General features: G+C 53.0%; 23 protein-coding genes. 11 read left to right on the top strand and 12 right to left on the bottom strand.

Annotation, left to right across the window (positions count from 1 at the left end; all coding sequences use genetic code 11):
- Positions 1–58 precede the first annotated feature (58 nt).
- The gene (locus AArcSt2_RS06550; RefSeq protein ID WP_250583490.1) at positions 59–1,501 is read left to right on the top strand and encodes an MATE family efflux transporter; all 1,443 of its coding nucleotides are present in this window, start codon (positions 59–61) and stop codon (positions 1,499–1,501) included.
- Here AArcSt2_RS06550 and AArcSt2_RS06555 read toward each other — a convergent pair whose 3' ends face one another.
- Positions 1,502–2,809: a phosphoribosylamine--glycine ligase gene (locus tag AArcSt2_RS06555; RefSeq protein WP_174652077.1), complete on the bottom strand. Its 1,308-nt coding sequence runs from the start codon at positions 2,807–2,809 to the stop codon at positions 1,502–1,504. It abuts the gene before it with no gap.
- 186 nt (positions 2,810–2,995) lie between these two features.
- Between AArcSt2_RS06555 and AArcSt2_RS06560 the strand changes: the two genes are divergently transcribed.
- A complete protein-coding gene (locus tag AArcSt2_RS06560; protein ID WP_250583491.1) occupies positions 2,996–3,394 on the top strand; it encodes a universal stress protein in 399 nt (132 codons plus the stop codon).
- A 5-nt stretch (positions 3,395–3,399) separates the two neighbouring features.
- On the opposite strand, the gene AArcSt2_RS06565 is transcribed toward AArcSt2_RS06560, so the two are convergent.
- Positions 3,400–4,641 (bottom strand): ornithine cyclodeaminase, nickel-pincer nucleotide-dependent, encoded by a 1,242-nt coding sequence (locus AArcSt2_RS06565; protein ID WP_174652079.1) that lies wholly within the window; start codon positions 4,639–4,641, stop codon positions 3,400–3,402.
- 104 nt (positions 4,642–4,745) lie between these two features.
- On the opposite strand from AArcSt2_RS06565, the gene AArcSt2_RS06570 reads away from it, so the two are divergent.
- Together AArcSt2_RS06570 and pyrF are read left to right on the top strand one after the other, a co-directional pair.
- Positions 4,746–6,281: an amidohydrolase gene (locus tag AArcSt2_RS06570; protein ID WP_174652080.1), complete on the top strand. Its 1,536-nt coding sequence runs from the start codon at positions 4,746–4,748 to the stop codon at positions 6,279–6,281.
- A 91-nt stretch (positions 6,282–6,372) separates the two neighbouring features.
- On the top strand, positions 6,373–7,167 hold the full coding sequence (gene pyrF, locus AArcSt2_RS06575; protein ID WP_174654472.1) for an orotidine-5'-phosphate decarboxylase: 795 nt from the start codon (positions 6,373–6,375) through the stop codon (positions 7,165–7,167).
- Here pyrF and AArcSt2_RS06580 read toward each other — a convergent pair.
- Complete coding sequence (locus AArcSt2_RS06580) at positions 7,164–7,304, bottom strand: hypothetical protein (RefSeq protein WP_174652081.1); 141 nt, start codon at positions 7,302–7,304, stop codon at positions 7,164–7,166. The two genes, pyrF and AArcSt2_RS06580, sit on opposite strands and share 4 nt — an antisense overlap.
- A 128-nt stretch (positions 7,305–7,432) precedes the next feature.
- Here AArcSt2_RS06580 and AArcSt2_RS06585 point away from each other — a divergent pair, with 128 nt between their 5' ends.
- From AArcSt2_RS06585 to AArcSt2_RS06595, 3 genes are read left to right on the top strand one after another with little or no spacing between them, the layout of a single operon-like run.
- A complete protein-coding gene (locus AArcSt2_RS06585; RefSeq protein WP_250583492.1) occupies positions 7,433–8,650 on the top strand; it encodes a PQQ-dependent sugar dehydrogenase in 1,218 nt (405 codons plus the stop codon).
- Between the two features lie 46 nt (positions 8,651–8,696).
- Positions 8,697–9,050 (top strand): cupin domain-containing protein, encoded by a 354-nt coding sequence (locus AArcSt2_RS06590; RefSeq protein ID WP_250583493.1) that lies wholly within the window; start codon positions 8,697–8,699, stop codon positions 9,048–9,050.
- Positions 9,051–9,098: 48 nt separating this feature from the next.
- Entirely contained in the window at positions 9,099–9,602 is a 504-nt protein-coding gene (locus AArcSt2_RS06595) for a J domain-containing protein (RefSeq protein WP_250583494.1), read from the top strand.
- 5 nt (positions 9,603–9,607) lie between these two features.
- Here the strand turns inward: AArcSt2_RS06595 and AArcSt2_RS06600 are convergent, their stop codons facing one another.
- Complete coding sequence (locus tag AArcSt2_RS06600; protein ID WP_250583495.1) at positions 9,608–10,054, bottom strand: hypothetical protein; 447 nt, start codon at positions 10,052–10,054, stop codon at positions 9,608–9,610.
- A 281-nt stretch (positions 10,055–10,335) separates the two neighbouring features.
- On the opposite strand from AArcSt2_RS06600, the gene AArcSt2_RS06605 reads away from it, so the two are divergent.
- A complete protein-coding gene (locus tag AArcSt2_RS06605; protein WP_250583496.1) occupies positions 10,336–11,940 on the top strand; it encodes a GTPBP1 family GTP-binding protein in 1,605 nt (534 codons plus the stop codon).
- Positions 11,941–11,945: 5 nt separating this feature from the next.
- Here the strand turns inward: AArcSt2_RS06605 and AArcSt2_RS06610 are convergent, their stop codons facing one another.
- The 3 genes from AArcSt2_RS06610 to AArcSt2_RS06620 all read right to left on the bottom strand — a co-directional run bounded on the left by AArcSt2_RS06610 (position 11,946) and on the right by AArcSt2_RS06620 (position 16,142).
- Complete coding sequence (locus AArcSt2_RS06610; protein ID WP_174652086.1) at positions 11,946–12,848, bottom strand: HFX_2341 family transcriptional regulator; 903 nt, start codon at positions 12,846–12,848, stop codon at positions 11,946–11,948.
- A gap of 68 nt (positions 12,849–12,916) precedes the next feature.
- Positions 12,917–14,875 (bottom strand): copper resistance CopC/CopD family protein, encoded by a 1,959-nt coding sequence (locus AArcSt2_RS06615; RefSeq protein WP_250583497.1) that lies wholly within the window; start codon positions 14,873–14,875, stop codon positions 12,917–12,919.
- Positions 14,876–14,906: 31 nt separating this feature from the next.
- Positions 14,907–16,142: a YncE family protein gene (locus AArcSt2_RS06620; protein ID WP_250583498.1), complete on the bottom strand. Its 1,236-nt coding sequence runs from the start codon at positions 16,140–16,142 to the stop codon at positions 14,907–14,909.
- A gap of 124 nt (positions 16,143–16,266) precedes the next feature.
- Here AArcSt2_RS06620 and AArcSt2_RS06625 point away from each other — a divergent pair, with 124 nt between their 5' ends.
- Complete coding sequence (locus AArcSt2_RS06625; protein WP_250583499.1) at positions 16,267–17,136, top strand: hypothetical protein; 870 nt, start codon at positions 16,267–16,269, stop codon at positions 17,134–17,136.
- Here AArcSt2_RS06625 and AArcSt2_RS06630 read toward each other — a convergent pair whose 3' ends face one another.
- The 4 genes from AArcSt2_RS06630 to AArcSt2_RS06645 form a co-directional block, all read right to left on the bottom strand.
- Positions 17,137–17,706 (bottom strand): cysteine hydrolase family protein, encoded by a 570-nt coding sequence (locus AArcSt2_RS06630; protein ID WP_250583500.1) that lies wholly within the window; start codon positions 17,704–17,706, stop codon positions 17,137–17,139.
- 3 nt (positions 17,707–17,709) lie between these two features.
- Positions 17,710–18,543: a YqcI/YcgG family protein gene (locus tag AArcSt2_RS06635; RefSeq protein ID WP_174652090.1), complete on the bottom strand. Its 834-nt coding sequence runs from the start codon at positions 18,541–18,543 to the stop codon at positions 17,710–17,712.
- A gap of 69 nt (positions 18,544–18,612) precedes the next feature.
- A complete protein-coding gene (locus AArcSt2_RS06640; protein ID WP_250583501.1) occupies positions 18,613–20,115 on the bottom strand; it encodes a sodium:solute symporter family protein in 1,503 nt (500 codons plus the stop codon).
- A complete protein-coding gene (locus tag AArcSt2_RS06645) occupies positions 20,108–20,323 on the bottom strand; it encodes a DUF3311 domain-containing protein (protein WP_174652092.1) in 216 nt (71 codons plus the stop codon). Before AArcSt2_RS06645 ends, AArcSt2_RS06640 begins: the two co-directional genes overlap by 8 nt.
- Before the next feature lie 135 nt (positions 20,324–20,458).
- On the opposite strand from AArcSt2_RS06645, the gene AArcSt2_RS06650 reads away from it, so the two are divergent.
- Complete coding sequence (locus tag AArcSt2_RS06650; protein ID WP_250583502.1) at positions 20,459–21,181, top strand: sugar phosphate isomerase/epimerase family protein; 723 nt, start codon at positions 20,459–20,461, stop codon at positions 21,179–21,181.
- 140 nt (positions 21,182–21,321) lie between these two features.
- Positions 21,322–22,725, top strand: a complete 1,404-nt coding sequence (gene dnaG / locus AArcSt2_RS06655; RefSeq protein ID WP_174652094.1) for a DNA primase DnaG — start codon at positions 21,322–21,324, stop codon at positions 22,723–22,725.
- 41 nt (positions 22,726–22,766) lie between these two features.
- On the opposite strand, the gene AArcSt2_RS06660 is transcribed toward dnaG, so the two are convergent.
- Entirely contained in the window at positions 22,767–24,086 is a 1,320-nt protein-coding gene (locus AArcSt2_RS06660) for a DUF92 domain-containing protein (protein WP_174652095.1), read from the bottom strand.
- Between the last annotated feature and the right edge of the window lie 20 nt (positions 24,087–24,106).

The raw sequence follows: 24,106 nt of genomic DNA on the forward strand, positions 1-24,106 counted from the left end.
CGTTTGGGTTCCTCCCGTAGAGCAACAGACAGATACCGATCGCGGTCGAAAATAGTGTATGATGTGGGTACCCAGCGCACTGATTTCGTTGCTTGCTGGGTTCTATGCGTCGCTTGCAACCGTCCTTGATCGTCTCGGTGTGATTAGCCGCGATCGGCTTACGTCGACTGTTGAGCTTGCATGGCCGCGAGTTATCACTGGCTTTGCGATCATGTCAAAACAGACCGCAGATATCGCCATGGTTGGCTGGGTGTTAGGGCCAACTGCAGTTGCGGGGTTGGCATTCGCAAACGCCTACTGGATGGTTGGGAAGTTTATTTCGATTGGTCTCGCTGGCGGTACGGTTGCGCTTGTCTCACAGAACTACGGCGGTGGCGAATCCGAGCGAGCCTCGGTTGTCGTCAAGCAGAGTTTGTGGGTTGCCGTCATGTTAGCCGTCCCGCTTGTACTTGCATTTTGGTTCTTTCCGACACAGCTGATTGGGCTCATTGGTGGTGATAGCGATGCGATCGCGTTTGGGGCACTCTATCTGGCGTTAGTTGCTCCAGCACTGTTTTTTGAGTTTTTAAATATGATTGCCAGTCGAACGTATGCTGGTGTTGGGGATACGTTTACGCCGATGGTGATCCGTGCTGGGGGTGCAGTGCTCAATATTGTTCTTAGTGCAGTGTTGATTTTCGGCTACGGGATGGGTGTTGCAGGAGCCGCAATCGGGACCACGGTGTCAATCGCAGCTATTTTTATGGTTCTCTTTTGGGGGATGACCGGCCGATCGTACTTTGGCCGCGGTGCAAGCCCAGTTCCGGTAACGCTGTCGGGACCACAGTTTGATCGACAGCTCACTGCACAGCTGCTGAAGATTTCGACACCACTTATGGCTCGCCGTGCCGCGGAGGGCGTTGTCCTGTTTCCACTCCTTGCGATCGCCGCCGTCTTTGGGCCAGTCGTTGTCGCTGCAGTCGAAGTTGGACGGCGGGTAAGAGACCTTGTCAACAGTTTCAGTTGGGGGTTTTCGATCGCATCATCGACACTCGTCGGGCAACAGCTCGGTGCCGGTGATGAAGTTGACGCAGCGGCATACGGCAGAGAGATTATCCAACTCTCGTTTGTGGTGTATCTGGTCGTTGCAGCAGTTGTGTTCCTGCTTGCAGAGCCAATTTCTCGAATCTTTGTCGATGACCCTGCCCACGTTACACAGACGACGATTTTCGTTCAGATCGCAGCCGTGAGCGTCATCGCGCTCGGTGTTGATGGCTCGGCAACCGGTGCGCTCAGAGGTGCAGGTGATACAACAGTTCCGTTTGTTGCAACGCTTGTTGGACTCTATCTTATTGCGCTCCCGATCGCCGCAACAGGAACGGTTACCCAATTGGGAGTTGCCGCGCTCTATATTGCATTCCTCGCAGAAACAGCGGTTCCAATGGTAATTAACCTCTGGCGGTTCAACAGCGATCGGTGGAAGGAAGTGAGCCGATCGTATCGGCCTGCTGTGGATGACTAATCAGGCACCAAAGTAGCCCCATGCTTGCAGTTTGTCACCCTCACCGGTAACCCATCGTTCGCCGATGTCGTCCCGATAGTACAGATTTGGAATGAGAATTTCATCGATCCGATCGTACACCTCGGCTTGTGCAGCCTGCATTGTTTCGCCCATGCCTGTCGCAATGAGTGCAATCCCTGACTCACCAGCAACGCGCCACTGTCCATCAACGCGTTTTGTATCTTCGATATGGATGCCCGCTGGTGGTGAGCCGTTTTCGAAGACGATCGCTGCATTTTGTGAGTTCTCCGCAAACGTTGCATCGTCATTGAATGGGAACGGTGGAAGACAGATGCGAACCGCGATCTGGTAGCCGGTGTGCACGTCTATGGTAAACTCCTCACCGTGTGCGAGGCGATCAAAGAACTCCCCGGTCGGCGTATTCATGGCTGCGGTTTGCAGAACGATCGTCGGATAGCCAAATCGTGGCGTGAACTCAAGCGGATAGATACCATCTTTGTTAACGATACAGTTGAGATCAATACTCCCAACATAGCCTTCCGCAGCGAGCCATGCTTCCAATTTTCCGAGTGTTTCCTGAAAGAGTCGGTTGCGACCACCCCACAACATTGCAGTTCCCATCTCACCGGTTGATGGGCCGATGTTTCCGGGGAAGAGTTTCTTGTGCTCAAAATTGAAGTTGATCGGCTCAACGAACGTCGTCCCGTTAAAAAAGCCACACACTGCAATCTCGACGCCAGTTGCCCGCCGCTGGAGTTGGAAGCCTTTCATTCGGTGTCCCCATGCCTTCTTGTATGCACGAAGGACATCCACTACGTCGCCGCCGTCGTTCTCACGGCCAACATAGACGAGCCGTTTGACGTTTTGAACCTCACCAAGCGGTTTGATCACATACGGCGCAGGGTTTGCCTGGACGTACTCGATCGCATCGTCAAAGTCGGTGAATACCTGGTGTTCAAGCACCGAAACGCCATTTGATTCGAGAATATCCATCGCGTAGCCACGGTCTTCTTCAAGCCGGTCAGTGTTCGGTGTCCCGCCAACAACGGCGTGGCCGTCTGCTCGAAGCTCCTGTGCAAGTGCGCCAGTTCCAACGTTGCTTCCAACCCAGATATCGTCAAAGACTATTACATCGGCCCATTCAATATCGGCCTCCCAGTCATCCGTTTTCTCAACGAATCCATCACCGATCTCGCGATCGGTCTCCGCTTCGATATACTGTTTCACCGCGTGCCCTTCATCTGTAACCTGTTTTGCAACATCACCGATCAATGCTGCATCGAGAGAAAGAAAGAGGAATTGTGTCATGTCGTACGCAGTCTGTTTCCAGCAGGACGTAAATAGCTACGCTACTCGACTGCTATGCAATTGGTATAAAAGAGCACCTCGTACGTCGACGTCACGCATATATTAATTTGTAAACAGACAATGGTACCGTGCTTGCGGTATGGGACCAGTGGCCAGATTTAATTTTGCGCTGAGTGAGTGTTAGGTATGACTACATTTCTTGTTGCGACCAACTCCGTACATACGAGCGCGACGCTCTGTGACTATCTTGCTGATCGAATGAGAGCCGATGATACGGTTCATGCGCTTAATTCGCAAGTCGGTGGGGACGAGACAACTGCGGAGATGATTCGTGATGGAGAGGATGCACTTAATACAGTCTGGTCACGGCTTGGTGGACGCACAACAGTTGAGACCCACCAGTTTGTCCGAGGGAACGAGCCCCCAAAAGACATCCTTGCGTTTGCTACAGAGCACGATGTCGATGAGATTGTGATCGGCGTCCGAAAACGAAGACCAACCGGAAAACTGCTATTTGGGAGCGTTGCACAGCGGATTCTGCTCACTGCCGATCGGCCAATAGCTGTGATTCCACGGGAATCGTAGTGTGGCTATTCGTCGTCCAAGACAAAGTCAGCAAGTGTCGGGACAAATGTCCCAATATCTGTGACCATCCCAATCGCCTGTGCAGAGCCACGATCGATAAGCTGTGTCACGGTTGCAGGGTTGATATCAACACAGACAACTTTTGTTGTTGACGGGAGGCAGTTCCCGACAGCAACCGAGTGCAAAAGCGTCGCAAGCATCAGCACCATATCCGCCTCGTGCGCCTGTTCTCTGATCGCATTCTGTGCTTCGACAGCGTCTGTGATCGTATCCGGAAGCGGCCCATCGTCTCGAATTGAGCCCGCAATCACGTAATCACGATCGTGTGTGACACATTCGTACATCACGCCGCCTGAGATCAACCCATCTTCAACAGCGGGCTGTATGCCACCGGCACGGATAATCTCACTAATCGTGTAGATATGGTGTTTATGTCCTTTTCGAGGATGTTCGAGCGTTTCAACATCCATCCCAAGCGATGTTCCGTAGAGATTCCGCTCGATGTCGTGGGTTGCAAAGCCGTTCCCAGCGGAGATCGAATCGACATAGCCCTCTCGAACCAGATCTGCCAGCGCGTCGCCAGCACCGGAGTGAATAACTGCTGGGCCAGCAACCACAAGGACGTTCCCGTCTTGTGCTTTTGTCTCCTCGATCGCGTTTGCAACCTGTCGGATCAACGACTCGGATGGGCGTTCCGAAGAGATCCCCCCTTGCATGAACCCAAATGGCCCACCAGCATCCCGTGGACGCTCAGGCGGCTGAACACGAATTCCGGTCTCATCAGTCGCAACAAGATCACCTTCCTTGATTGCGTTGAGAACTTTGGTGTATGCACGTGGACCGCCATCGACACTGCCCGCCGGCTCGATGACGATCGCACAATCCATCTCAATGTTTTCGACGTCGATCCACTGACCATCGTATCGAATTTTTGTCGGGTGGTTCGTTGTCGAATAAAAACGGTTTGGAACAACCTGATCGGCGGGGGCAGGCGCTACTGTAACATCCACTGGGTCCATGAGTGTGGCACCGATCTGGTGGAGTTCATGAAGAATGGATTGCAACGTCGACTGATCAGCCGCCATTACTTGGAGCCGACAGTAGCTTGTACTCTCCTTGTCTTTTCCAACATCGAACTGCTCAACTTCAAAATCACCATCAAGGTCCATCACAATCCCGAAGGCCTGCTGCATCATCCCAGAATCGATAATATGGCCTTCGAGTTCAACGGTTCGCGTAACACTCATACTTGCGAAATGTTGGCCGGTGGTATGTTTGTTTTGGGTACAGAATGGACACATGGACAGCCGATTTCCGAACGATTATGCGGGCTCCAATCGGCCATCTATGCATGACTGCCGCTGCTGACCTCATCCTCACGAATGCTGAGGTCCATACACTTACCGAGCAGGACGAGACGTACGACGCGATCGCAATCCGTGATGGACGTATTGTTCGTCTTGCAAGCAGCTACGATGTGTCGTTTCTCGAAGGCACGGAGACGGCTGTTGTTGATCTGGATGGTCGTGTCGTCATTCCGGGGTTCATCGACGCACACACTCACCTAACAACCATGGGTCGGTATCTTGTGCATGCTGATCTCTCCGCAGCCGACTCGTTAGATGAGGCGATCGAACTGCTTTCCGAACGCGCGGACGCAGTTGATGACCCTGATGGATGGGTGCTTGGGTACGGCTACGATGAAAGTACATGGCCCGAAAAACGCTATCCAACCAAAGAGGACCTGGATTCGATCGGCGAAGATCGCCTAATCGCCGCGTTCCGTGAGGATATGCACGTCGCATCGGTGAACTCCCGTGTGCTTTCGGCGTTCGAAGATGCGATGCCAAAGGCGGACATTCAGACCGAGAACGGAACACCAACCGGTGTGATTGTTGAGGAGGCGATCGATCCGATTTATGAGACGATCGAACCTGATGTCGAAGAAACCCGTGAACTCGTCAAAGCCGCCCAAACCGCAGCCAATGAACGCGGCGTAACGATGATTCACGATATGGTTCGCAACTCGTATGCGCCACATGTCTACCGGGAGTTGGATATGGCAACCGAACTCTCAATCCGGGTTCGGATAAACTACTGGACCGATCATCTTGATTCGCTCATCGATGCTGGACTCAGAACGAACCACGGCAGCGAGATGGTGCAGGTTGGCGCAGTCAAGTCCTACACTGATGGGAGCTTTGGCGGCCGAACCGCAAAGCTCTCTGAGCCGTATGCAGACGGTGATGGAGTGGGTCAGTGGGTTGTCAACCCTGATGAACTGCAAGAGTATGTCGATCGAGCAGACGACGCGGGCTTCCAGATGACTGCGCATGCGATCGGTGATGAAGCGATCGACGCAGTTCTTGACGCGTACGATAATTGTGCCGATCCTGCGGCGTCGAGACACCGGATTGAACACGTGGAACTCGCAAGTGATGCGGCGATCGATCGATTCGGTGACGGAGGGATTGTCGCATCAGTGCAGCCGAACTTCCTCAAATGGACCGGTGAAGACGGATTGTACACCGATCGGTTGGCCGAGCGGCGAACGGAAACAAACCGGTTTCAGTCACTGCTCGATGCTGGGGCCCCACTTGCGTTTGGCTCCGACTGTATGCCACTTGACCCACTGCTTGGCATTCACTGGGTCGTGAATGCGCCAGCAGGAATGGAGTCGCTTGATGTGACAACTGCGCTTCGAGCATACACGAGCGGTGCAGCCTACGCTGGGTTTGACGAGGATCGAATGGGGACGATCGAACAAGGAAAGCTCGCTGATCTCACGATTCTCGAGGAGTCACCATGGGACGCAGCCGATCGAATTGACGAGATTTCGGTTACAGCGACGATCGTGGATGGCGAGTTCGTCTACGACGATCGGTAGCCGAATATAAACGGGAGATTGTTCAAGCAGCGACGAACGCCACAGACACGGAAGTAACTTATCGCACCCGTAGAATCAACATATAATGGCTATTGCGTTCTTCGATCGGCTTGCGGATCGGATTGCTGAAATTGACAGTGTGGTCTCAGTGGGCTTAGATACGGATACACGACGGATTCCAGCGCACTTACAGGAGAAGGACCTCCCACAGTGGGCGTTTAACCGCCGAATTATTGACGCCACACACGAGTATGCGGCCTGTTACAAACCAAATGCTGCGTTTTATGAGTCCGCTGACGGCTGGCGATCGCTTCGGGAGACGATCGCGTATGCACACGGAAAAGACGTGCCAGTACTGCTTGATGCAAAACGGGCAGACATTGGTAACACAACGAGACAGTATGCGAAGGCGCTTGCTGAGGTTGATGCAATCACGGTCAACCCATACATGGGTCGTGACTCACTGCAGCCGTTTCTCGACCGCGATGCAAAGGGTGTCTTCATTCTGTGTCGGACCTCAAACCCCGGTGGAAGCGATCTTCAAGACCTGACGCTCGAAAGCGGTGAGCCAGTTTACAAACGTGTTGCTGCTCTCGCAGATCTGTGGAACACACACAAAAATGTCGGGTTGGTTGTCGGAGCAACCGCGCCTGAGGAGTTAGAGGAGCTTCGAGCGGAGGTCCCTGACCTCCCATTCTTGGTCCCTGGCGTTGGTGCGCAGGGGGGTGACGCAGAGGCCGCAGTTGCCCATGGCCTCCGTGCGGACGGTGTTGGACTCGTCAACTCCTCGCGGGGCATTATTTTTGCTGGTGAGGGCAAAGGGTTCGATCGCGCTGCAGGCCGATCGGCAAGGCGGCTCCGTGACCGGCTCAACCAGTTCCGCTAAGGAGGATCTTCTAAACAGCGATTGCAGACGTTGGCTTGGCGATCGTAGTGATCGTCGCAAACGTATGCACCACAGAGTTCACACGCAACGGTGCCTGGCGAATTATCACAGAGTTGACAGAGACCTGCTGTACTCATTGTATATTGAGGTTTGCTCGGCGGAGTGATGAGCGCTTTGTCAAAGTATGTGACTGTGGCATACTGTATCGGCGGAATGCTGATACAGCAGACGCACGTATTAGTAACCAAACAGGTATTGGTTTCACATGACCTCCAATAGACAACCCCGCCGGATTACTCGGCGACAACTGCTCAGTGCGAGTGGAGCGATCGGGACAGTATCGCTTGCTGGCTGTACAAGCAGTCTACCGAACCCGTTCAGTAGTGCGGGTGCTGATGGCGTTGACTCCGATGAGTATGAGATTGAAGAGGTTGTTGACGGGCTCGACAGCCCATGGGGGCTGGCGTTTGTTCCCGATAGTTCCGAGCTGTTCGTGACTGAGGTCGACGGCCAACTGCTTCGGATTGAGTGTGAAGAAGGGACAACTGAATTCATCGAAGGGCTTCCCGATGTGAGCACTCGCGGACAGGGTGGACTACTTGATATTGCACTCCATCCAGCGTTTTCGGATGAGCCATGGGTGTATCTGACCTATGCAGCTGCAAACGGCAACGGTGAGACAACAACACATGTGGGTCGAGGGCTACTTTCGGACACGGAGCCTGCGTTTGCCGAATTTGAACAGCTACGCGCTGCAGAGCCGTTCGTTGATTCAGGACAGCACTACGGCTCCCGTGTCATGTTTGGACCGGATGAAATGCTGTATGTGACTGTTGGCGATCGGGGTTTCAAAGACTTTGGTCCCGATCACGTCTCACAGGACACCACAAACGAGCTTGGAACAACGCTTCGTCTCACCCCAAGTGGTGAGGTCCCGTCCGATAATCCATTCGTTGACGATTCGGAGGTCGTTGATTCGATCTTCAGCTATGGACACCGAAATGCACAGGGAATGACAATCCATCCAGAGACAGACGAGATTTGGCAGAGCGAACACGGAGAGCAAGATGGAGACTCGATCCGTGTTGTTGATGCGGGCGAGAACCACGGCTGGCCGATCGCACACTATGGCTGTACGTATGGCGGCGGAGATCCGGTTGGGGACGAACCACATGAGCGAGATGATGTGGTCGATCCGCGCTACTATTGGGAGTGCAACAGCGGTGGCTTCCCACCTGCTGGAATGACGTTCTACACGGGTGATGCGTTCCCTGCATGGAACGGTGATCTATTTGTTGGAAATCTTGCAGGGCAGTACCTCGGGCGGTTTGTTGTTGATGAAGATTCGGTTGCGGAGACCAACCCACTGTTGGATGGGGCAGAGTGGCGAATCAGAGACGTGGCAGAAGCCCCGGATACAGGACATCTATATGTCCTTATCGATGATAGCGATGTCCCACTTGTTCGTCTCGTGCCAAAGTAACACAACCAAGCAGTAGTTTCTTTCACATCCACCGAGAGGGTGGAATATGGTTACACCAGTCAATATTGATGCTGTTGAGCGTCGTGAGCTTGATGCAGGATCGCCTGCGCTTCGAGCGATCGGCTATGAACTTCGTCCAGAGAAAATGCGGCCGAATGTCTGGGAATACACCGCTGGGGAGACAAACCGGAAACACACGCAAAGGGAACAAGAGGAGCTGTATCTGGTTCTTTCAGGGCGGTTTGAGTGCACTGTTGATGGCGAGGTCCTCGAACTTGAGCCAGACGATGTACTTGTTCTCCCACCGACTGCAGCACGGCAGTTGACCGCGATCGAAGACAGTCGTTTGCTGGTCGTTGGTGCACCAAATGTTAAAGATGATGGCATTCCGATCGAGTAGCAGGCACTGCCGAGAGTCTTACAATCATCGCGTTCATACAGTAAGATAGTGGATCAAAATCAGCTCCTCATGGGACTCTCTGCGGTTCTGAGTGGCCTTGCTGTCTTGACATTGATCCTTGGATTTGTTGTGAGCCCATTGCTTCTTTTGGTAGCAATTCCATTTGCAGGAACAGCCTACCTCTTTTGGTATCAAGCAAGTGGCCGACTTATGCAGCACGCAAGAGAGAACGCAGATACCTATCGCGTGTACGATCGGACCAACACAGGTTCGCGAGCGGGTGCAGGGCCGTTCACAGGCGATCGGCGATTCACACGCGAACAGGTCCGACAGAACCGACAGCGCGCACGAGGCCGAGAAGCACCGCGGACGACAAAACAACCCTCACAAAAAGAAGCCTACAGGACTCTTGATCTGTCACCAACGGCAACAGGACAAGAGATCAAACAAGCATACAGAGAGAAAGTTAAAGAGGTACATCCTGATACAGATACAGGCGACGAAGAGCAGTTCAAACGTGTCAGCCAAGCGTATGATGTGTTGAAAAAGTAGCGCAACTATAGACGGAAGTGCAGTCGATCGAGCGTCCCATTTCTTCGAGCACCAACTGTGTGAACTGCCTCAACAATCTCGACATCGGGCGGGAGCTTTTCGACAAGTGTGGCGATTCGTGCTTTTCGGCCGGGTTCGATCGATACCGATCGCGTGTGACAGCCTGGCCCAAGCTTCCCAGGATCTAATGAGAGCGTAGAGGAGCTGTAGGTGTACGCATCGCTTCCAATAAATGACGTCTGTGATGCGCTCCACCGAATCGGGCGATTGCTGACGTTTTTGAGATCAAATAGGGCGATGACCCGCGTCTCCTTTGGGGGATGTGCTGTATCGAGCTGATGTGGATAGACAACATCAGCGATCGAAACACGGGGAACCCCAGCAAGCGTGGCGAGGACGGTTTTCCCTTCGACACGGACACCGGTCTCATTCGTGCTCGAAAATGAGTTCATACCGGAGCGAACTGATCCACTCGTCCGATCGGACGGTGACGGCCGCTGTGTCGAACGGTCAACTGCCGGCAAACGGTCACTAGTCTTGGACTGGTCGCCCGGTGGGGTAGCCATCTATGATATTACAGACAACTCAGTCTGGTGTGTTAAGATTGTTGCCGTAGTCAAAATGAGAACGCTCCCAAAAGTACATAATTCTCTATAGAGAGGCAATCTACGACAATGACATGAGAACACACAGCACGAAAAGGGTTTTACTACCTGATCGCTAACTGCCGTTCATGAGCGCCGATCGAGCAGCGCTTGACGCTGCTCTTGAGCGCGGTGAAGAAGATGGTGGCCATATTGAGTTCAAAGAGCGGCTCACCCGAGACGTTCATTTGGCTGATGGTCGCATGGAAAGCTTGGCTGCGCAACTCAGACACCGGGTGTTATCGGGCGATGGAACTGCAACCTACGTCGTTGGTGTAACGGATAACGGCGGCATTGCGGGGATCAGCGCCGATCGCTTCTCTGAAACAATGGATGTCCTTTCGTTGCTTGCTGAGGAAGCCGATGCACACATTTCGGATGTTCAAACCTGGAGTGCCGGTGATAACGGTGGCTTGGTTGGGATGGCGACGATTCAGGAGGGTTCAATGATTGAATCCGACAACGGTCATATCGTTGTTGGCACTGCAGGGCATGTCGATCACGGCAAGAGTACGCTTGTCGGGTCGCTTGTAACCGGACAGGCAGACAATGGTAATGGGTTTACTCGGAGCTTCCTCGATGTGCAACCGCACGAAGTTGAACGTGGTCTCTCTGCAGACCTTTCATATGCTGTGTACGGATTCGATGACGAAGGAGCACCAATTCGGACGGAGAATCCGGATCGAAAAAGCGATCGAGCAGCAGTCGTTCGTGACGCCGATCGGCTGGTCTCCTTTGTCGATACTGTTGGACACGAGCCATGGCTTCGAACCACAATTCGGGGCCTTGTTGGACAGAAACTCGACTATGGGCTGCTCGTTGTCGCAGCCGATGATGGGCCAACAAAAACAACCCGTGAACACCTTGGTATCTTGCTTGCAACGGAACTCCCCACGATCGTTGCAATCACAAAGACAGATGTTGTCTCCGAGGAGCGGGTTTCGGAGGTCGAGCGTGAGGTCGAGCGGCTCTTGCGGGACGTGAGGCGGACGCCGCTTCGAGTTGAGCGCTACAGCGTCGCACAAGCAACCGAAGAAATTTCGGAGACAGTCGTCCCAATTCTGAAAACAAGTGCGGTTGATGGCACTGGATTGAGCAAGCTTGATACGTTCTTTGAGCTGCTTCCAAAACGATCGACCGAATCTCGAAGCACCTTCCGGATGTATATCGATCGCAGCTACAGCGTCACTGGTGTTGGTGCCGTCGCATCTGGAACGGTCAATTCAGGGAGCGTCGATGCAGGTGATGAGTTGTTATTGGGTCCGATGCCGGATGGCTCATTCCGTGAGGTGGAGGTGCGATCGATCGAAATGCACTATCACCGCGTCGATACCGCAAAAGCCGGCCGTATTGTTGGCATTGCGCTGAAAGGTGTTAAAGAGCCAGAAGTTGAGCGTGGAATGGTGCTCATCCCACGCGAAAGCAACCCAGAGCCGGTCCGAGAGTTCGATGCGGAAGTGATGGTGCTTAATCACCCAACTCGGATCCAAGATGGGTATGAGCCAGTTGTCCATTTAGAAACCGTTAGCGAGGCCGCAGTGTTCTCACCTGCGGGTGGAAAGCTCCTTCCCGGGGATACCGGAACAACCCATGTTCGGTTCAAATTCCGTCCATATCTTGTTGAGGAAGGACAACGGTTTGTGTTCCGAGAGGGCTCCAGCAAAGGCGTTGGAACGATCGTCAACGTGAGATAGCACGACTACAGCTCGTTTCTGTCACCGTGGGCCCGCACCCACAGCTCGCCAATTCGTGAGAGTTTTGTTCGATACGATTTGCCGTGTTCTTCCTGTTCGATGTATCCTTTCCCACCTGGGCCAAGCCGATCGACATTGTAGATAACTTTCGATCGGAAGCTATCCGTATACTCTTCGTTGAGATCACGGGCAAGCGCAGATGCGAGATCACTCACCGACTCAAACGTTCCGTGTTCACCGAGCGTAAATAAAATCAACTCTTCGAACGGTTTGACGTTTGAAAACGACGCAACAGGGAGTTCAATAATATGACCTTCACCAATCTTTTTGGCCCCGATCGTCGTCCCCCGCTCATCAAACTCGTTGAGGAGATCAGTTGCGCTTTCAAGATGTGTTTCGATCGGTTGCGTGTGTGCATCTGACCCATCAGTCTCGATCGAGTCCAAGAGGTCTCGGCAGGCTCGAAGCTCCTCTGCAAGCTCCGTTTCTAGATATTTTTCCGGGGCAGTGTAGTAGGTGTGAATCCGATCTCGATCGGCTTGTCGTTCAACCATCACCGAATGAGCAGCCGTGGCAAACGCAAATGAGACCGGACGAGGCATTGAACAGACGTTCACCCATACCTCTGCGCCATCGTCTAACTGTTCATTGATGAGATCAAATGCCCACTCAAATGCCGCATCATAATCGTACACATCCGTGAGACGGATCCGATCAGTTTTTGCGCCTAAGAGGTTCTGAAAGTCTTTTTCGAGCTTTCTGGCGATGTTCCGTGAGTACTCAACATTTGCCTCGCTTCCGACTGCACCTTCAAGCAAAATGACAAAATCCACATCGAACTGGTCACGAATCAGTGGCGCAATGAGTCGATCGTAATCAAACCCAACCGGAACGATGTGTGTCTGCATGTAGTGAACTCAACCCGGCAGCGGAATAAATTGACGCGGTTCCGTGTGACGTAGAATTGAGGATGATGTCAATGTTGGCGTCGGCCAAACCGAATCGTTTCGATGCTCACAGCAACCATCCCAATGACACCGACAACAAGTCCGAGCAGTCCAAGCCACCCTGCAAACGGCGTCTGCTCACCGGTTAGATCCCCATGTGAGTGATCGTGGGTATGTTCAGGGTGATCGATAATCACATAGAGCTCAAACCACTCCGCAACGAACGTGTCTTCAGGCTGTCCAGAGACTCGAAGATCCCAATCACCATGCGCAGGAAGCGCCTGGACTGTTGCGTACGTTCCATCCTGTGTCTCCTCAAGATCGATCTCTATTGCGGTATCCGACTCCTCATGGGTTGCGAGCAGCCGAACGGTCCGATCGGATGAGATCTGCTCCCCGCTCTGGTCTCTGAACGTGGCTTCGTAGATGACTGGCTCGTATTCGTGGACAAACAGCCGATCGTTCGCGTCATCGGCTGGGAGTGCAGATAGTTCGACAACACCGCCATCATGTTCGGTTTCGATCGATGCCTGGGGGATGCCTTCATCACCCGCTGCAACGGCCGCGGTTGGAATCGATGTGAGCATTCCCGAAAGCAAAATTACTCCAATAAGCACGACCAGTTCGATCCGCACACCCCAAATAACACGTCGGAGAGTTGTTGATTCACCCCCATCTTCCCGGACGGGCACTGTTGGAGTTGGTTGTGTTCGGCCAAACACACCTTGGGCAGTTGGGTCGAGCGATCGAAGCAGCACGAACCGAACAACGCCGCCAATTCCAAGTGCAAACAGTACGAGCCCTGTTTTTGTCGTGAGGACTGTGCCGTAGAGCGTTCCAAGAAGGGCCTCAGCCGTTGGCGCATGCCACGCTGCTAAAAAGAGCCCAGTTATGCCTGCAAGCGTGACACCGGTAAGTGCGACGATCGAGTAGCGTCTGATTATCGCAGCTACACTCTCACGTGCGGCGATCGGTTCGCGACCACGAACGAGCGGTTGGACGACGACTGCAAGCACAACTAATCCACCCACCCACAGACCGGCACCAAAAATGTGGACGAAATCGATTACGGTTCCTTGGAGCCGATCGACTGCAGTTGCAGAGTGGCTGCTCCAGCTCACTGTCAACTGCATGGCAATACCACCGAAAAATACGGCTGCAAGCCATGCACGGCGTTCGATTATATTTCGGTACGCCGCAATGAGAATGCCAACGATAGCGCCAGTGAGTGCCAACTGGCCAAGCCAAATCGTTCCAAGTGTTGTCCCAATGAACTGTTGAACTGCGGGGCCACCTGTCGCACCGAGTGCGGTACTCCGTGTAAGTCCAAGGCCAACCACACCGAGAGCCAACAATACAGCAGAGCCAGCAACAAGTTGGATGATTCGCAAATCTATCTGTTCAATGGTTGTACTCGTAATTCGTCCCGAAACCGGATACACCGCAACCCATGCCGTGATCGGGATGCCGACAAGACCGATCAGTGCAAGCAGCAGTATCCCTTTGGCTCCTGATTCAAACAACGTCCCATCATCATCGTCATCCTCGCTGTAAGTATCACGGACTGCGTCACGGTCGAGCTGCTCCTCACCAACCGTAAAAAAGAATGTCCCGCTCGTTGTGTGCCCATCATCTGCCAGCACTTCCCACTGGACAGTGTACATCCCATCACCAACGTCTTCGATCGGTACACTGACGAGCTGTCGGTCATCCGAATCGATCGTTGTGTCACCGCTTATTTCAGACCCATCGGGACCATGAACAGTGACGTCTGCGAGTTCGATACCGTCACCAGCATATGAGAGTTCGACTGTCTCCGGTGCGGTATCGAGTGCGGCACCGTTCTGTGGATTACTTTCGCTCAGATATGCGTGTCCGGCAGCGGGCATCGTAAAGAGCGAAACAACAACGAGCAATGCGATCCCGACGAGTGTTGCTCGCCCCAACATCGATCGCTCATCATCTGTTCCATCCGGGGACCGGCGCATAGATAGTGATTGGTCGCTCATCGGCTTGTGGCTATCGACCCAGATATCCAGTGCCTGAGTCTCCGATATACAGTACCGTATCGACACCGTCACCAACGGCTACCGTTTCAACATGGTCACGATCGGCCATATAGACGATTGCCACTGTTCCATCCGCATCTGCCGGTGTGATAAAGTATGAGTCTCCACTCACACCTGCTCGCCGTTGGCCGCTAACCTCACCGGCAGGGATCTGATCAACGATCTCTCCGTCAGCGACCGAAATAACGACAATCGCTGCACTGTCGGTCGTTGCGACAGCAGCATAGAGTCCCTCATCCAATGTGAAGAACCGAGCCACTGCAGGGATTCCGTCGATCGATACCGAATCAAGCTCTGTGCTTTCTTCGCTCGTTGCATCCAAGATTCTGAGCGTTCCTTCGTCAAGGAGCCCAAGTACTGACTCATCCGGTGAGAGAGACATCGCACCAGCGTATGGGAGTTCGTCAACGAACTCATCGGTCTCCGTGTCAATAACCGCAGTCGTCTGTATGTCTCCGGATCGCTCGAAGTAAGCATGGCCCGATTCCGGTGTGTACGCTTTGTAATGTGTGCCGCCATCTTTACCAAATGAAATTGAATCTGTCCGCTCGTATGCTTCGAGGTCGATGATGTGTGCAGCCGGATCGTTGACATTCCCAGCATACGCTTTCTCACCAAAGTCCTCATGATGCAGCAGTTTTCCATGGCCTTCCCCATCAAGACCAGCCTCGACGATCGTCTCGACTGCAAGCGTGTCTCGATCGATTACATAAAATGCGCCTTCGGCGTCGCTGTGTGCCCACACTTCGTTCGGTTTGGGGTGATACATATGGACGGGGCTTGGCCCAATGTCGATCGTCGCGTCAATCACTCGCGTTTCGGTGTTAATTACAACGGCTTGTGAAAGCGACTGCTCGATCGCAAAAACCTGACTGTGATCGTGAGTGATGACAACAGCACTCCACTCATTCTCATCGATAGAATCCGTTATATCGTCAACTACTTCTCCAGTTTCGGGATCGATCATCGCAATGCGGTTCGATGCAAATGCATACACAAGCCCCTCACTCCCAATCGCCTCCGGTGACTCAGTTTGTGCCCCAGATTGGTCGTCATCACCTTGTGACGCAGTTGCTGTTTGCCCTGAGTCCTCTGTATCATCAGATCCAAGACAGCCAGCAACCGATCCAAGCACTCCAGCACCGACAGCCATCATCATATGCCGACGGCTTGTGTACTGGTTCATACGTATACTTTGTCTCCGGGCTAAATTCGATTCTGGTCCACCGTCGAAACGGGATGATTCATAGCTAATTTGACATCATATGAGAGCCATTATGTAGCCACATACAAATCCGATACATAGCTAAATGAACCATCGGCAATTTGTTACCGCATTTCTGCTTGTTTTTGGAGCAGGATTAGCGGTGGTACAGCTGAGACAGGCGGTTGGGTGGAGCGGTGATCCGCTTGTACTTGCGTTTCGAACACTGCCATTTTTGTGGTGTGCGATCGCCATTAGCTACGCCGGCTATTGGCTGCGTACCACACCTGTGTACGACGACTATATGCTCAGAATCGCTGGGTGGGCTGTCGGAAGTGGTATTGGATTCGTTGCCGTTGTTTCATTATTATATGTGGGTACGCCGATCGAACAGTCCGCACTTCTGTATGCGCTCGCTGATGCGCTTTCATCGGGCATCCTCGCTGGGTTATTGATTGGACAGTATGATGCGGCTCATAAACGGACGCGCTCCAATATCGAATCATTTGCACAGAGGCTTGAGGGGCTAAATCAGTACGGCAGAACGCTCAATGAGTCAACAACTGTTGACGAGATTAGCGCGCTCTCGATCGAAGTGGGCGACATCCTCCTTGATGCGGAGAGCACCGCATTTCTCGTCAGCACATCCGCTGGAGAGGCGGTCGTTGACACAACATTCTCCGCAGAGATGACTGACCGGCTTCCGAAAATTGTGGCTACCGAAACAGCCACCGCAGACGTACAGCTGCTCTCAAACATAGAGGGCGTTCCTACAGATCTGTCCTTATATATTGTTCCACTACAGACGCAGGAACGGCTGGGGACGATCGTGCTTCAAACAACCCCACAACCCACAGACTCACTTGAAACGACAGTTAATAAAGAGCAAACCTACCTATTTCAGCTGCTTGGCGCACACGCAACAACAGCACTCACACATCTCAAATCGCGTGAAGAGCCTCTCTTATCGGAGTAGCTACGGTTCGATCGCGGCTTTGAGCTCGGCTGCGGTGACGACCGTTGCAAATTCACCGTTGAGATGCGCAAGCGCGGTCCGATGCATCGTCTCCGCATCATAGTATGTGCCGTCAGGCCCTTCACGATCGAAGGTTGCAGTTGCATCCGAAAGCAGATACACAGCGTAGCCAAGATTCTCTGCCATCCGAGTTGTCGTTGAAATACAGTGATCAGTTGTTAACCCACAGATAACAAGTGTATCATATCCCTGCTCGGTGAGCCATGACTCGAACTCCGTCCCGATGAATCCGCTGTTGACACGCTTTTCGAACGTTGGCTCACCGTCGGTCGGGGCTGTTTCCGGCTTGAATGCGAACCCAGGTGCATCTCCACGGAGTGGTGACCCCGGCTCTGTTGAGTTGTGTCGAATGTGTGCTATTGGGCGGCTCTGTGTTCGCCATGTAGCGAGCACTGATTCAGCGACAGCTTCGGCGTCTGGGTTATTCCGATCGCCCCAGCTAGGATCCTCGAATCCGACCTGCATATCAATGAGCACTAACACCGCATCGTCTGGGAGTGAACCTACCATTATTCAATCCGCCTCTGCACCGGTGAGTCGCGTCCGTGGCTCAGGCGTGAGTAGCTCTGTTGGCACTTTTGGATGTGTCCGGGTTGGTTGCATCGGGCAGGTATCCGGTGCTTGTTCCTCATCAGCCGAAAGCAGGTATTGGGGCCACTCTCTGTCCCCGTCGACACCCCAATCACCGATCTTTGCGTGTGGGCAGACGCCATCATACGATTCAAGCCGATTTTGAATCCGCTCTCGTGCCTGTTGGCCCGCCTCGGTGTCTGCAGTAATGCCGTCAAAGACCGATCGCGGCTGGAACGTGATCTCAAGACCGATCGGACAGTACCGACTCATTCGCTGTTCATAAAATGGCGCTCGTGAAGTTGGAAACAGCGGTTCACCGCCGAAACAGAATTCCCAATACGGGTCGTCAGGCTCCGTTGGAATCTCTTCGGGCCATGGTTCCGGGTCATGGACGTGGAGGAACTGCAGCACGTTCCATAACCGTTCGTGATAGTCTTTTTCAGCAAGTTCCTGTGCAGGTGGTTTGAAAAATGTCACAAGGGGGGCCCGATCGGCGTGGTCCGGATACACTTCCAGATACTCAAGCAGTGTATCACGGAATGTGAGCAGTGCATCCTTCTCCGTCATCGAGCCAACAGCGGTGTAGAGAAGATCCTTCTTTTGCATCACCTCGATGCCGAAATAGCATGGGAACGGCGTGTCGTTTCGCCGGCCGAGCATCGAATCTCGGAATGTTTCAAAATGCGTCTCAACCCAGTCAGGAGCCGATCCGTTCGCAACACGCGATTCGATCGTTTCCTGATCCATTAGGACCTGAACGCCCGATTCGTTCATATTCCGATTAGGGAGTGGACGCTATTGTACCCTTCGGGCTATTCTCACCGGATGAAAGACAGTGAGCGCTTAATCGGCACTCACAACAAACCGATCGTGCTCCTCAGTGGGTGCGGGAGCAGTTGCATACGAGACTGTAACAACCAGCACGGCACCAACAACCATTGCCGGGAGGGCTACATCCCACCCAGCGTAGGCTCGAGCAAACAACGGGAGCGTCATCCCTGCAACGTCAACCGTTACCGTCGGAACGAAAACATGTGAGAGATACAATAATTGGCCCCCAACAAGACCAGCGAACATCCCATCACGAGTCACACCACCCCAATAGAGCGCAATCATTACAGGAAGCGTGAGTTGGGCGAAGCCACCAAACGCCGTGTTGCCAACCTCAATGAGCGTTCCTGGCCGAGTTAGGCTTGCAAAGAAGGCAAGCGTCGCAAACACTGCAACGCCAATCCGGGCAAGCGTTGCCTCTCGACTCTCAGACACATCAGGCGTAACAAATGGTTTGTACAGATCGCGCATGAAGTATGATGATCCTGACAGAAGCATCGAGTCCGATGAAGACATCATCGCCGCCATTGCACCCGCAATTACAAGCGCTGCAAACCAGACTGGCGTGTACTCGTTTAACAACACTGGCAAGACATTTGCGCCCTCAGGGACTGTGATGTCAAGCCCTGCGGCCCATGTTCCGAGTAAGAATGTTGGGACAAACAGCAACAGCACAAGCACTGGCCAGAGTGTGAACGACCGCTTCAACACCCGATCGGATTTCGCGACAAAGAACCGCTGGTTAATCTGTGGAAACATCGTCACACCAAATGCGATCACAACGGCAGTCGAAATGATATACGCTGGTGTATAAAAGTCGCTACCGAGTGCCAGGAACTCAGGGTTTGAGCTACTCAGTCCACTATTTATAACGCCGATACCACCGACGGCAACCAGTACCCAGACAACAGCGATCCATGTGACGGATAACATAAATAGACCCTGAATGGTATCAGTCCATGCAACACCACGCATTCCTGCGATGACGACATACAGGATCATGAAGAGTGTAATGAGTGCAGCACCGGCCCAGTATGGAATGACCCCGTTTGAGAGCCCGGTAAGCGCCTCACCAGCACCCATCTGTTGTAACATGACGTACGGAAACAGCCAAAAGAGGCTGATAAGCGCAACAAGACCACGGAGCGTCTGCGAGCCGAAGCGATCGCCAAGCATCTCACCAAGCGTTACATAGCCGTGTTTCTGTCCGATCAACCACTGTTTGTAGCCAATCAGATACCACAGGATCGCAAACAGAACACCGTCCATCACACCCATAACGAGAATCCACTCAGGACCCTGCGCATACGCAATATTCGGACCCCCAAAGAACGTGAACGCCGAAAGAAGGGTCGCAAACGTTGTGAATAAAAGGACGATCGTCCCGATTGATCGATCTGCAAGGTAGTAATCTTCGGCTGCATTTGTTGTCACTCGGTATGCAATGACACCGATTATGAGTGCAACCAGAAGGTACGCGAGTACAACGCCAAGTTGAATCGCTAACTCAGCCATTGGTTACACCCATTCCGCGGTCCCACGCGCGTTTCGTGAACTGCCAAAAAAGCGCTGTTGCAACAACCATCCAACCGATGTGCCACCACAACCATGCTGGGAGCCCAGCAACAACCGTTCCATCACCCCAGAGGAACCACGGTACTGAAAACACTGTGAGCAGTGCAAACGCCACGACCCACAGGACGTCGACAATTCGATCGGCCATATTACTAATGAATACTATACAGTGGTACCTAAACGTTGTGATTGGCCAACAGAGGGTAGTTTTGAAGAATAATTTTCTTCATATCTCATGTTTGAATTCAGAATAGTTTTGTATACAGTATTGGTTCGGCTTGGTATGCAGATCGCCGTTCAGCTTTACTCGCTTCGAAACGCTGGTTGGTCTTTCTCTGAGACGATTGAGCGGGTATCCGCGGCCGGGTTTTCGGGAGTCGAATTTGCAGGTCTGCCCGATGAACCGCCCGAACAAGTGGAAAACATATGTTCAAAAAACGAGGTGGCAGCTGTGAGTGCACACGTGCCGCTCTCTACGATCGAATGTGAGCCCACGGTGATTCAAGAGTATCAACAGCTTGGAGTAACGGAGTTTGTGATCCCATATCTTGAGCCGAAAGCGTTCGACCCAGACACGTTCACGGTAACAATGGATCGGCTAGCGGCTGCCAATCAACAGATCGAGGATGCTGGTGGAACGCTTAGCTACCACAATCATGAACATGAACTTGAAACGATCGGTACATACACAATCCTTGAGAGGCTTCTGTCCGAGACCGCGCTCTCACTCCAACTAGACGTTGGCTGGGCAACTGCTGCAGGATGTGACCCGATCGAACTCTGCAATCAGTATCGAAATCGGCTCACATCGATCCACCTCAAAGATGTCCGTCTCGATGAGACCGCACCACGTGGGGGCACTCCGGTAGGATTAGGTGAGGGTGATGTGGCACTTACGGATATTCTTCAAGCGGTCCCTGTTGAGCAGGTGATATTCGAGCATGATGATCCGAAAGACCCAGCTGAAGCACTAGTAGATGCAGGTGACTGGTTCCGGCCCATGTAATGTCCAAAATCACAAACTACAAGTGCGACAGCTATTTGCCATCAGGACGAGTATATAAATTGTTCCAACGAATCGTGCTACTCAGATAGTTCGATTTTGGATACACCTCACTACCATCACATTACCATTAGGAATTTCATATGGACGATACATCAAAATATCTTATACATGCACGCATCGTTGCAAGCGGCGTCGTAGAGCGCAGCGACGTTGTGGGCGCAGTCTTCGGCCAAACCGAAGGCCTTCTCGGGGATGAGCTCGACCTCCGAGATTTACAACAATCATCAAAAGTCGGGCGAATAGACGTACAGATCGACTCGGAAAATGGACAGTCATTCGGAGAGCTAACGATCGCGACCAGTCTCGACAAGGTCGAAACCGCGATTCTCGGTGCTGCATTAGAGACCATTACTCGTGTTGGCCCCTGCCGGGCACAGGTCGAAGTGACTGACATCGAGGATGTCAGAGCCGCAAAACGTAGAGAAGTTGTTGGCCGGGCAAAAGAGCTGCTCGCCGAAGGGTTTGACGAGAGCGTCATGTCCAGCGAAGAGCTGCTCGCGGAGGTCAGAGAGTCTGCACGGGTTGCAGATATAGCAGAGTACGGCGGCATGCCTGCAGGTCCGCGCGTCGTAGATTCTGATGCAATCATCGTCGTCGAAGGTCGAGCAGATGTCCTTCAATTGCTGAAATACGGAATCAAAAATGCAGTTGCTGTTGAGGGGACAAACATCCCAGAATCGATCGCAGCGCTCACAAATGAACGAACGGTGACAACATTCTTGGATGGCGATCGAGGAGGTGAGCTCATCCTCAAGGAATTAGCGCAGGTTGGCGACGTCGATTACGTGGCGTTTGCACCATCCGGAAGTTCCGTTGAAGACCTCGATCGGGCGGCTGTGCTTTCGGCACTGCGAGAGAAAATGCCGTTCGAACTGCTCGTTGATGAGCCAAACATCCGAGAAACGGTGACAAGTCAGACGGGTGCAACCGACGCAGAGACACAACGTTCAGCAATGAGTTCAGTCACCAGCACAAAAACCGCATCAGAGACAAACACGCAAACACAGGCTTCCGATACCGAAGTTGCAGTGAATGTCGTACCGAGTACCGGAACGGAGGCAGCTAGATCCGAACTGACAGATAACTCTGGAGGTAAAGACACAGAGACCGCCTCAGAGAGCTCGATCGGAGATACGGATGCGCGAGACACAGAAACAATAGGGGTCCCGAAACCGCCACAATCGATCCGAGAATACGTTACAGAAGTAATTGCAGGTGCAACAGATACTGCAGTGTTTCTTGACGAATCATGCCAACAGCTCGATACCTGTGATACTGGAAAGGTGTTCGCAACTCTTGAGTCGACAGAAACAGTACCGGAAACGATCGTTCTCGATGGAACGCTCGATCAACGGCTCCTCGATCTTGCAACCGATCGTGGGGTTGAACAGATTGTTGCAACAGCCCATGGGGAGTTCGTCAAAAAACCAGTTGGGACGCGAACGTTAACCGGCTCACAGCTCCTTGACACCGTTACACACTAACTAGTAGCTGTTGTCACCTCATTGTGTGCCGTAAGTGATGATTAGAATAATCCAACAGCGACTGCAATCAGAACGGCACCACCTGCCCCACCGAGAGTCGCAAGGAAATTCACAGACTGATTGCCGAGCCGATCGCCTTCAACTGTGGCTCCTAAGACGCTGTCAACTGTGATTCCAACAATCCCACCCGCCGTGATTACACCTGCTAACACCAGTGTCTCAGCACCGGGAAGCACGGTCGCAGAAAGAATACCGATAACTGCAGCACCAACAAGGCCAGCGAGTTCACCCTGCCATGTAACCGCACCATCAGTTCCTGGCTCAACAGGTTCAAGCGTCGTAATGAGTCGAGGTGTGTCAAACAGCCCGCCGATCTCACTGGAGAGCGTGTCACCAAGTGCTGTTGCAAGCGAACCGGAGAACGCAACTACAAAAAGAACCTCGGGGGCGGAAAGCTGATCTGCCGCAGCAAACCCGAGCACTGCAACGAGTGCAACGGCAGAGTTTCCGAGAACGTTTCCAGTTCCACGCGCACCATCGTTCTCTTCAGCCACGCCGCGAGCAGATTTATCATCATATTTAAACTTTGAAGCAAGTGCTCCAGTGCCATAGAATGCAATGAGAACGGCGAACCAGCCAAAACCACCATAGACGATCGTAATAAGTCCAAGCAAGACGCCGGTAAGCGCACCTGCGATCGAGGCAGTGCCGAGAGCGTAGGAGACGTAGCCAAGGAGGCCAGTGAGAACTACAGCAATGAGCAGGTAGGTTGGGTCAAGTGAGCCGGCGAGCGATTCGAGCCCCCAAAGTGCAATTCCAACAGTGAATAGCACAACCGGGTCATCACGCTCATACAGTAGCTCACGAAGGATCGCTGCAAGCAACACCGCGGCGATCGCAAGAAATGAAATAAGCGCCACATCAATCTCGCCGCGGAGTTGAACAGTGACGGCAGCCTGCCCAGCGACTGCAGCTGCTGCACCGACAATGAGAAATCCAACGACTGCTCGTAGTTCAGTTACATCAGCGATATCAAGGAGTTGCTTACCAAGGTTTCCAAATGCAACACCAAATATTGTGGCTGTAAACACTGTTTCCGGCATCGAAAGCTGTGGAGCGGTCGAAAGTAGGGCAAGCCCTGCTGCGGCGAGTGCGAAGCCAGCAAGCCCGTTGAGACGTTGGTCTTGTCGATCTCCCGGTCGTGCAAACAGTTCGAACACGGGCCCGCTAGAGATGAGAAACGCGGCCGCAACTGCAATGAGCGCAAATGGTACGGCAGTTACGAGGCCCAGTGTTGGCGAAACCACGGCAATGCTCGCGACTGCTGCAAACGCTGCTGCTCGTCGAGGCCGTCCAGTCACATCTGCGGATATCGTGGACT

This window comes from Natronocalculus amylovorans, assembly GCF_023638035.1.
Classification (GTDB): Archaea; Halobacteriota; Halobacteria; order Halobacteriales; family Haloferacaceae; genus Natronocalculus; species Natronocalculus amylovorans.

Bases quoted from the DNA above. Each gene is read 5' to 3' on its own strand.
- AArcSt2_RS06605 (WP_250583496.1), top strand. From the start codon at position 10,336: ATGAGCGCCGATCGAGCAGCGCTTGACGCTGCTCTTGAGCGCGGTGAA.
- AArcSt2_RS06555 (WP_174652077.1), bottom strand. From the start codon at position 2,809: ATGACACAATTCCTCTTTCTTTCTCTCGATGCAGCATTGATCGGTGAT.
- AArcSt2_RS06560 (WP_250583491.1), top strand. From the start codon at position 2,996: ATGACTACATTTCTTGTTGCGACCAACTCCGTACATACGAGCGCGACG.
- AArcSt2_RS06635 (WP_174652090.1), bottom strand. From the start codon at position 18,543: ATGAACGAATCGGGCGTTCAGGTCCTAATGGATCAGGAAACGATCGAA.
- AArcSt2_RS06625 (WP_250583499.1), top strand. From the start codon at position 16,267: ATGAACCATCGGCAATTTGTTACCGCATTTCTGCTTGTTTTTGGAGCA.
- AArcSt2_RS06570 (WP_174652080.1), top strand. From the start codon at position 4,746: ATGACTGCCGCTGCTGACCTCATCCTCACGAATGCTGAGGTCCATACA.
- AArcSt2_RS06550 (WP_250583490.1), top strand. From the start codon at position 59: ATGATGTGGGTACCCAGCGCACTGATTTCGTTGCTTGCTGGGTTCTAT.
- AArcSt2_RS06620 (WP_250583498.1), bottom strand. From the start codon at position 16,142: ATGAACCAGTACACAAGCCGTCGGCATATGATGATGGCTGTCGGTGCT.
- AArcSt2_RS06600 (WP_250583495.1), bottom strand. From the start codon at position 10,054: ATGAACTCATTTTCGAGCACGAATGAGACCGGTGTCCGTGTCGAAGGG.
- AArcSt2_RS06630 (WP_250583500.1), bottom strand. From the start codon at position 17,706: ATGGTAGGTTCACTCCCAGACGATGCGGTGTTAGTGCTCATTGATATG.
- AArcSt2_RS06590 (WP_250583493.1), top strand. From the start codon at position 8,697: ATGGTTACACCAGTCAATATTGATGCTGTTGAGCGTCGTGAGCTTGAT.
- AArcSt2_RS06610 (WP_174652086.1), bottom strand. From the start codon at position 12,848: ATGCAGACACACATCGTTCCGGTTGGGTTTGATTACGATCGACTCATT.
- AArcSt2_RS06640 (WP_250583501.1), bottom strand. From the start codon at position 20,115: ATGGCTGAGTTAGCGATTCAACTTGGCGTTGTACTCGCGTACCTTCTG.
- AArcSt2_RS06615 (WP_250583497.1), bottom strand. From the start codon at position 14,875: ATGCGCCGGTCCCCGGATGGAACAGATGATGAGCGATCGATGTTGGGG.
- AArcSt2_RS06565 (WP_174652079.1), bottom strand. From the start codon at position 4,641: ATGAGTGTTACGCGAACCGTTGAACTCGAAGGCCATATTATCGATTCT.
- AArcSt2_RS06585 (WP_250583492.1), top strand. From the start codon at position 7,433: ATGACCTCCAATAGACAACCCCGCCGGATTACTCGGCGACAACTGCTC.
- AArcSt2_RS06645 (WP_174652092.1), bottom strand. From the start codon at position 20,323: ATGGCCGATCGAATTGTCGACGTCCTGTGGGTCGTGGCGTTTGCACTG.
- AArcSt2_RS06650 (WP_250583502.1), top strand. From the start codon at position 20,459: ATGCAGATCGCCGTTCAGCTTTACTCGCTTCGAAACGCTGGTTGGTCT.
- AArcSt2_RS06580 (WP_174652081.1), bottom strand. From the start codon at position 7,304: ATGAGTACAGCAGGTCTCTGTCAACTCTGTGATAATTCGCCAGGCACC.
- dnaG (WP_174652094.1), top strand. From the start codon at position 21,322: ATGGACGATACATCAAAATATCTTATACATGCACGCATCGTTGCAAGC.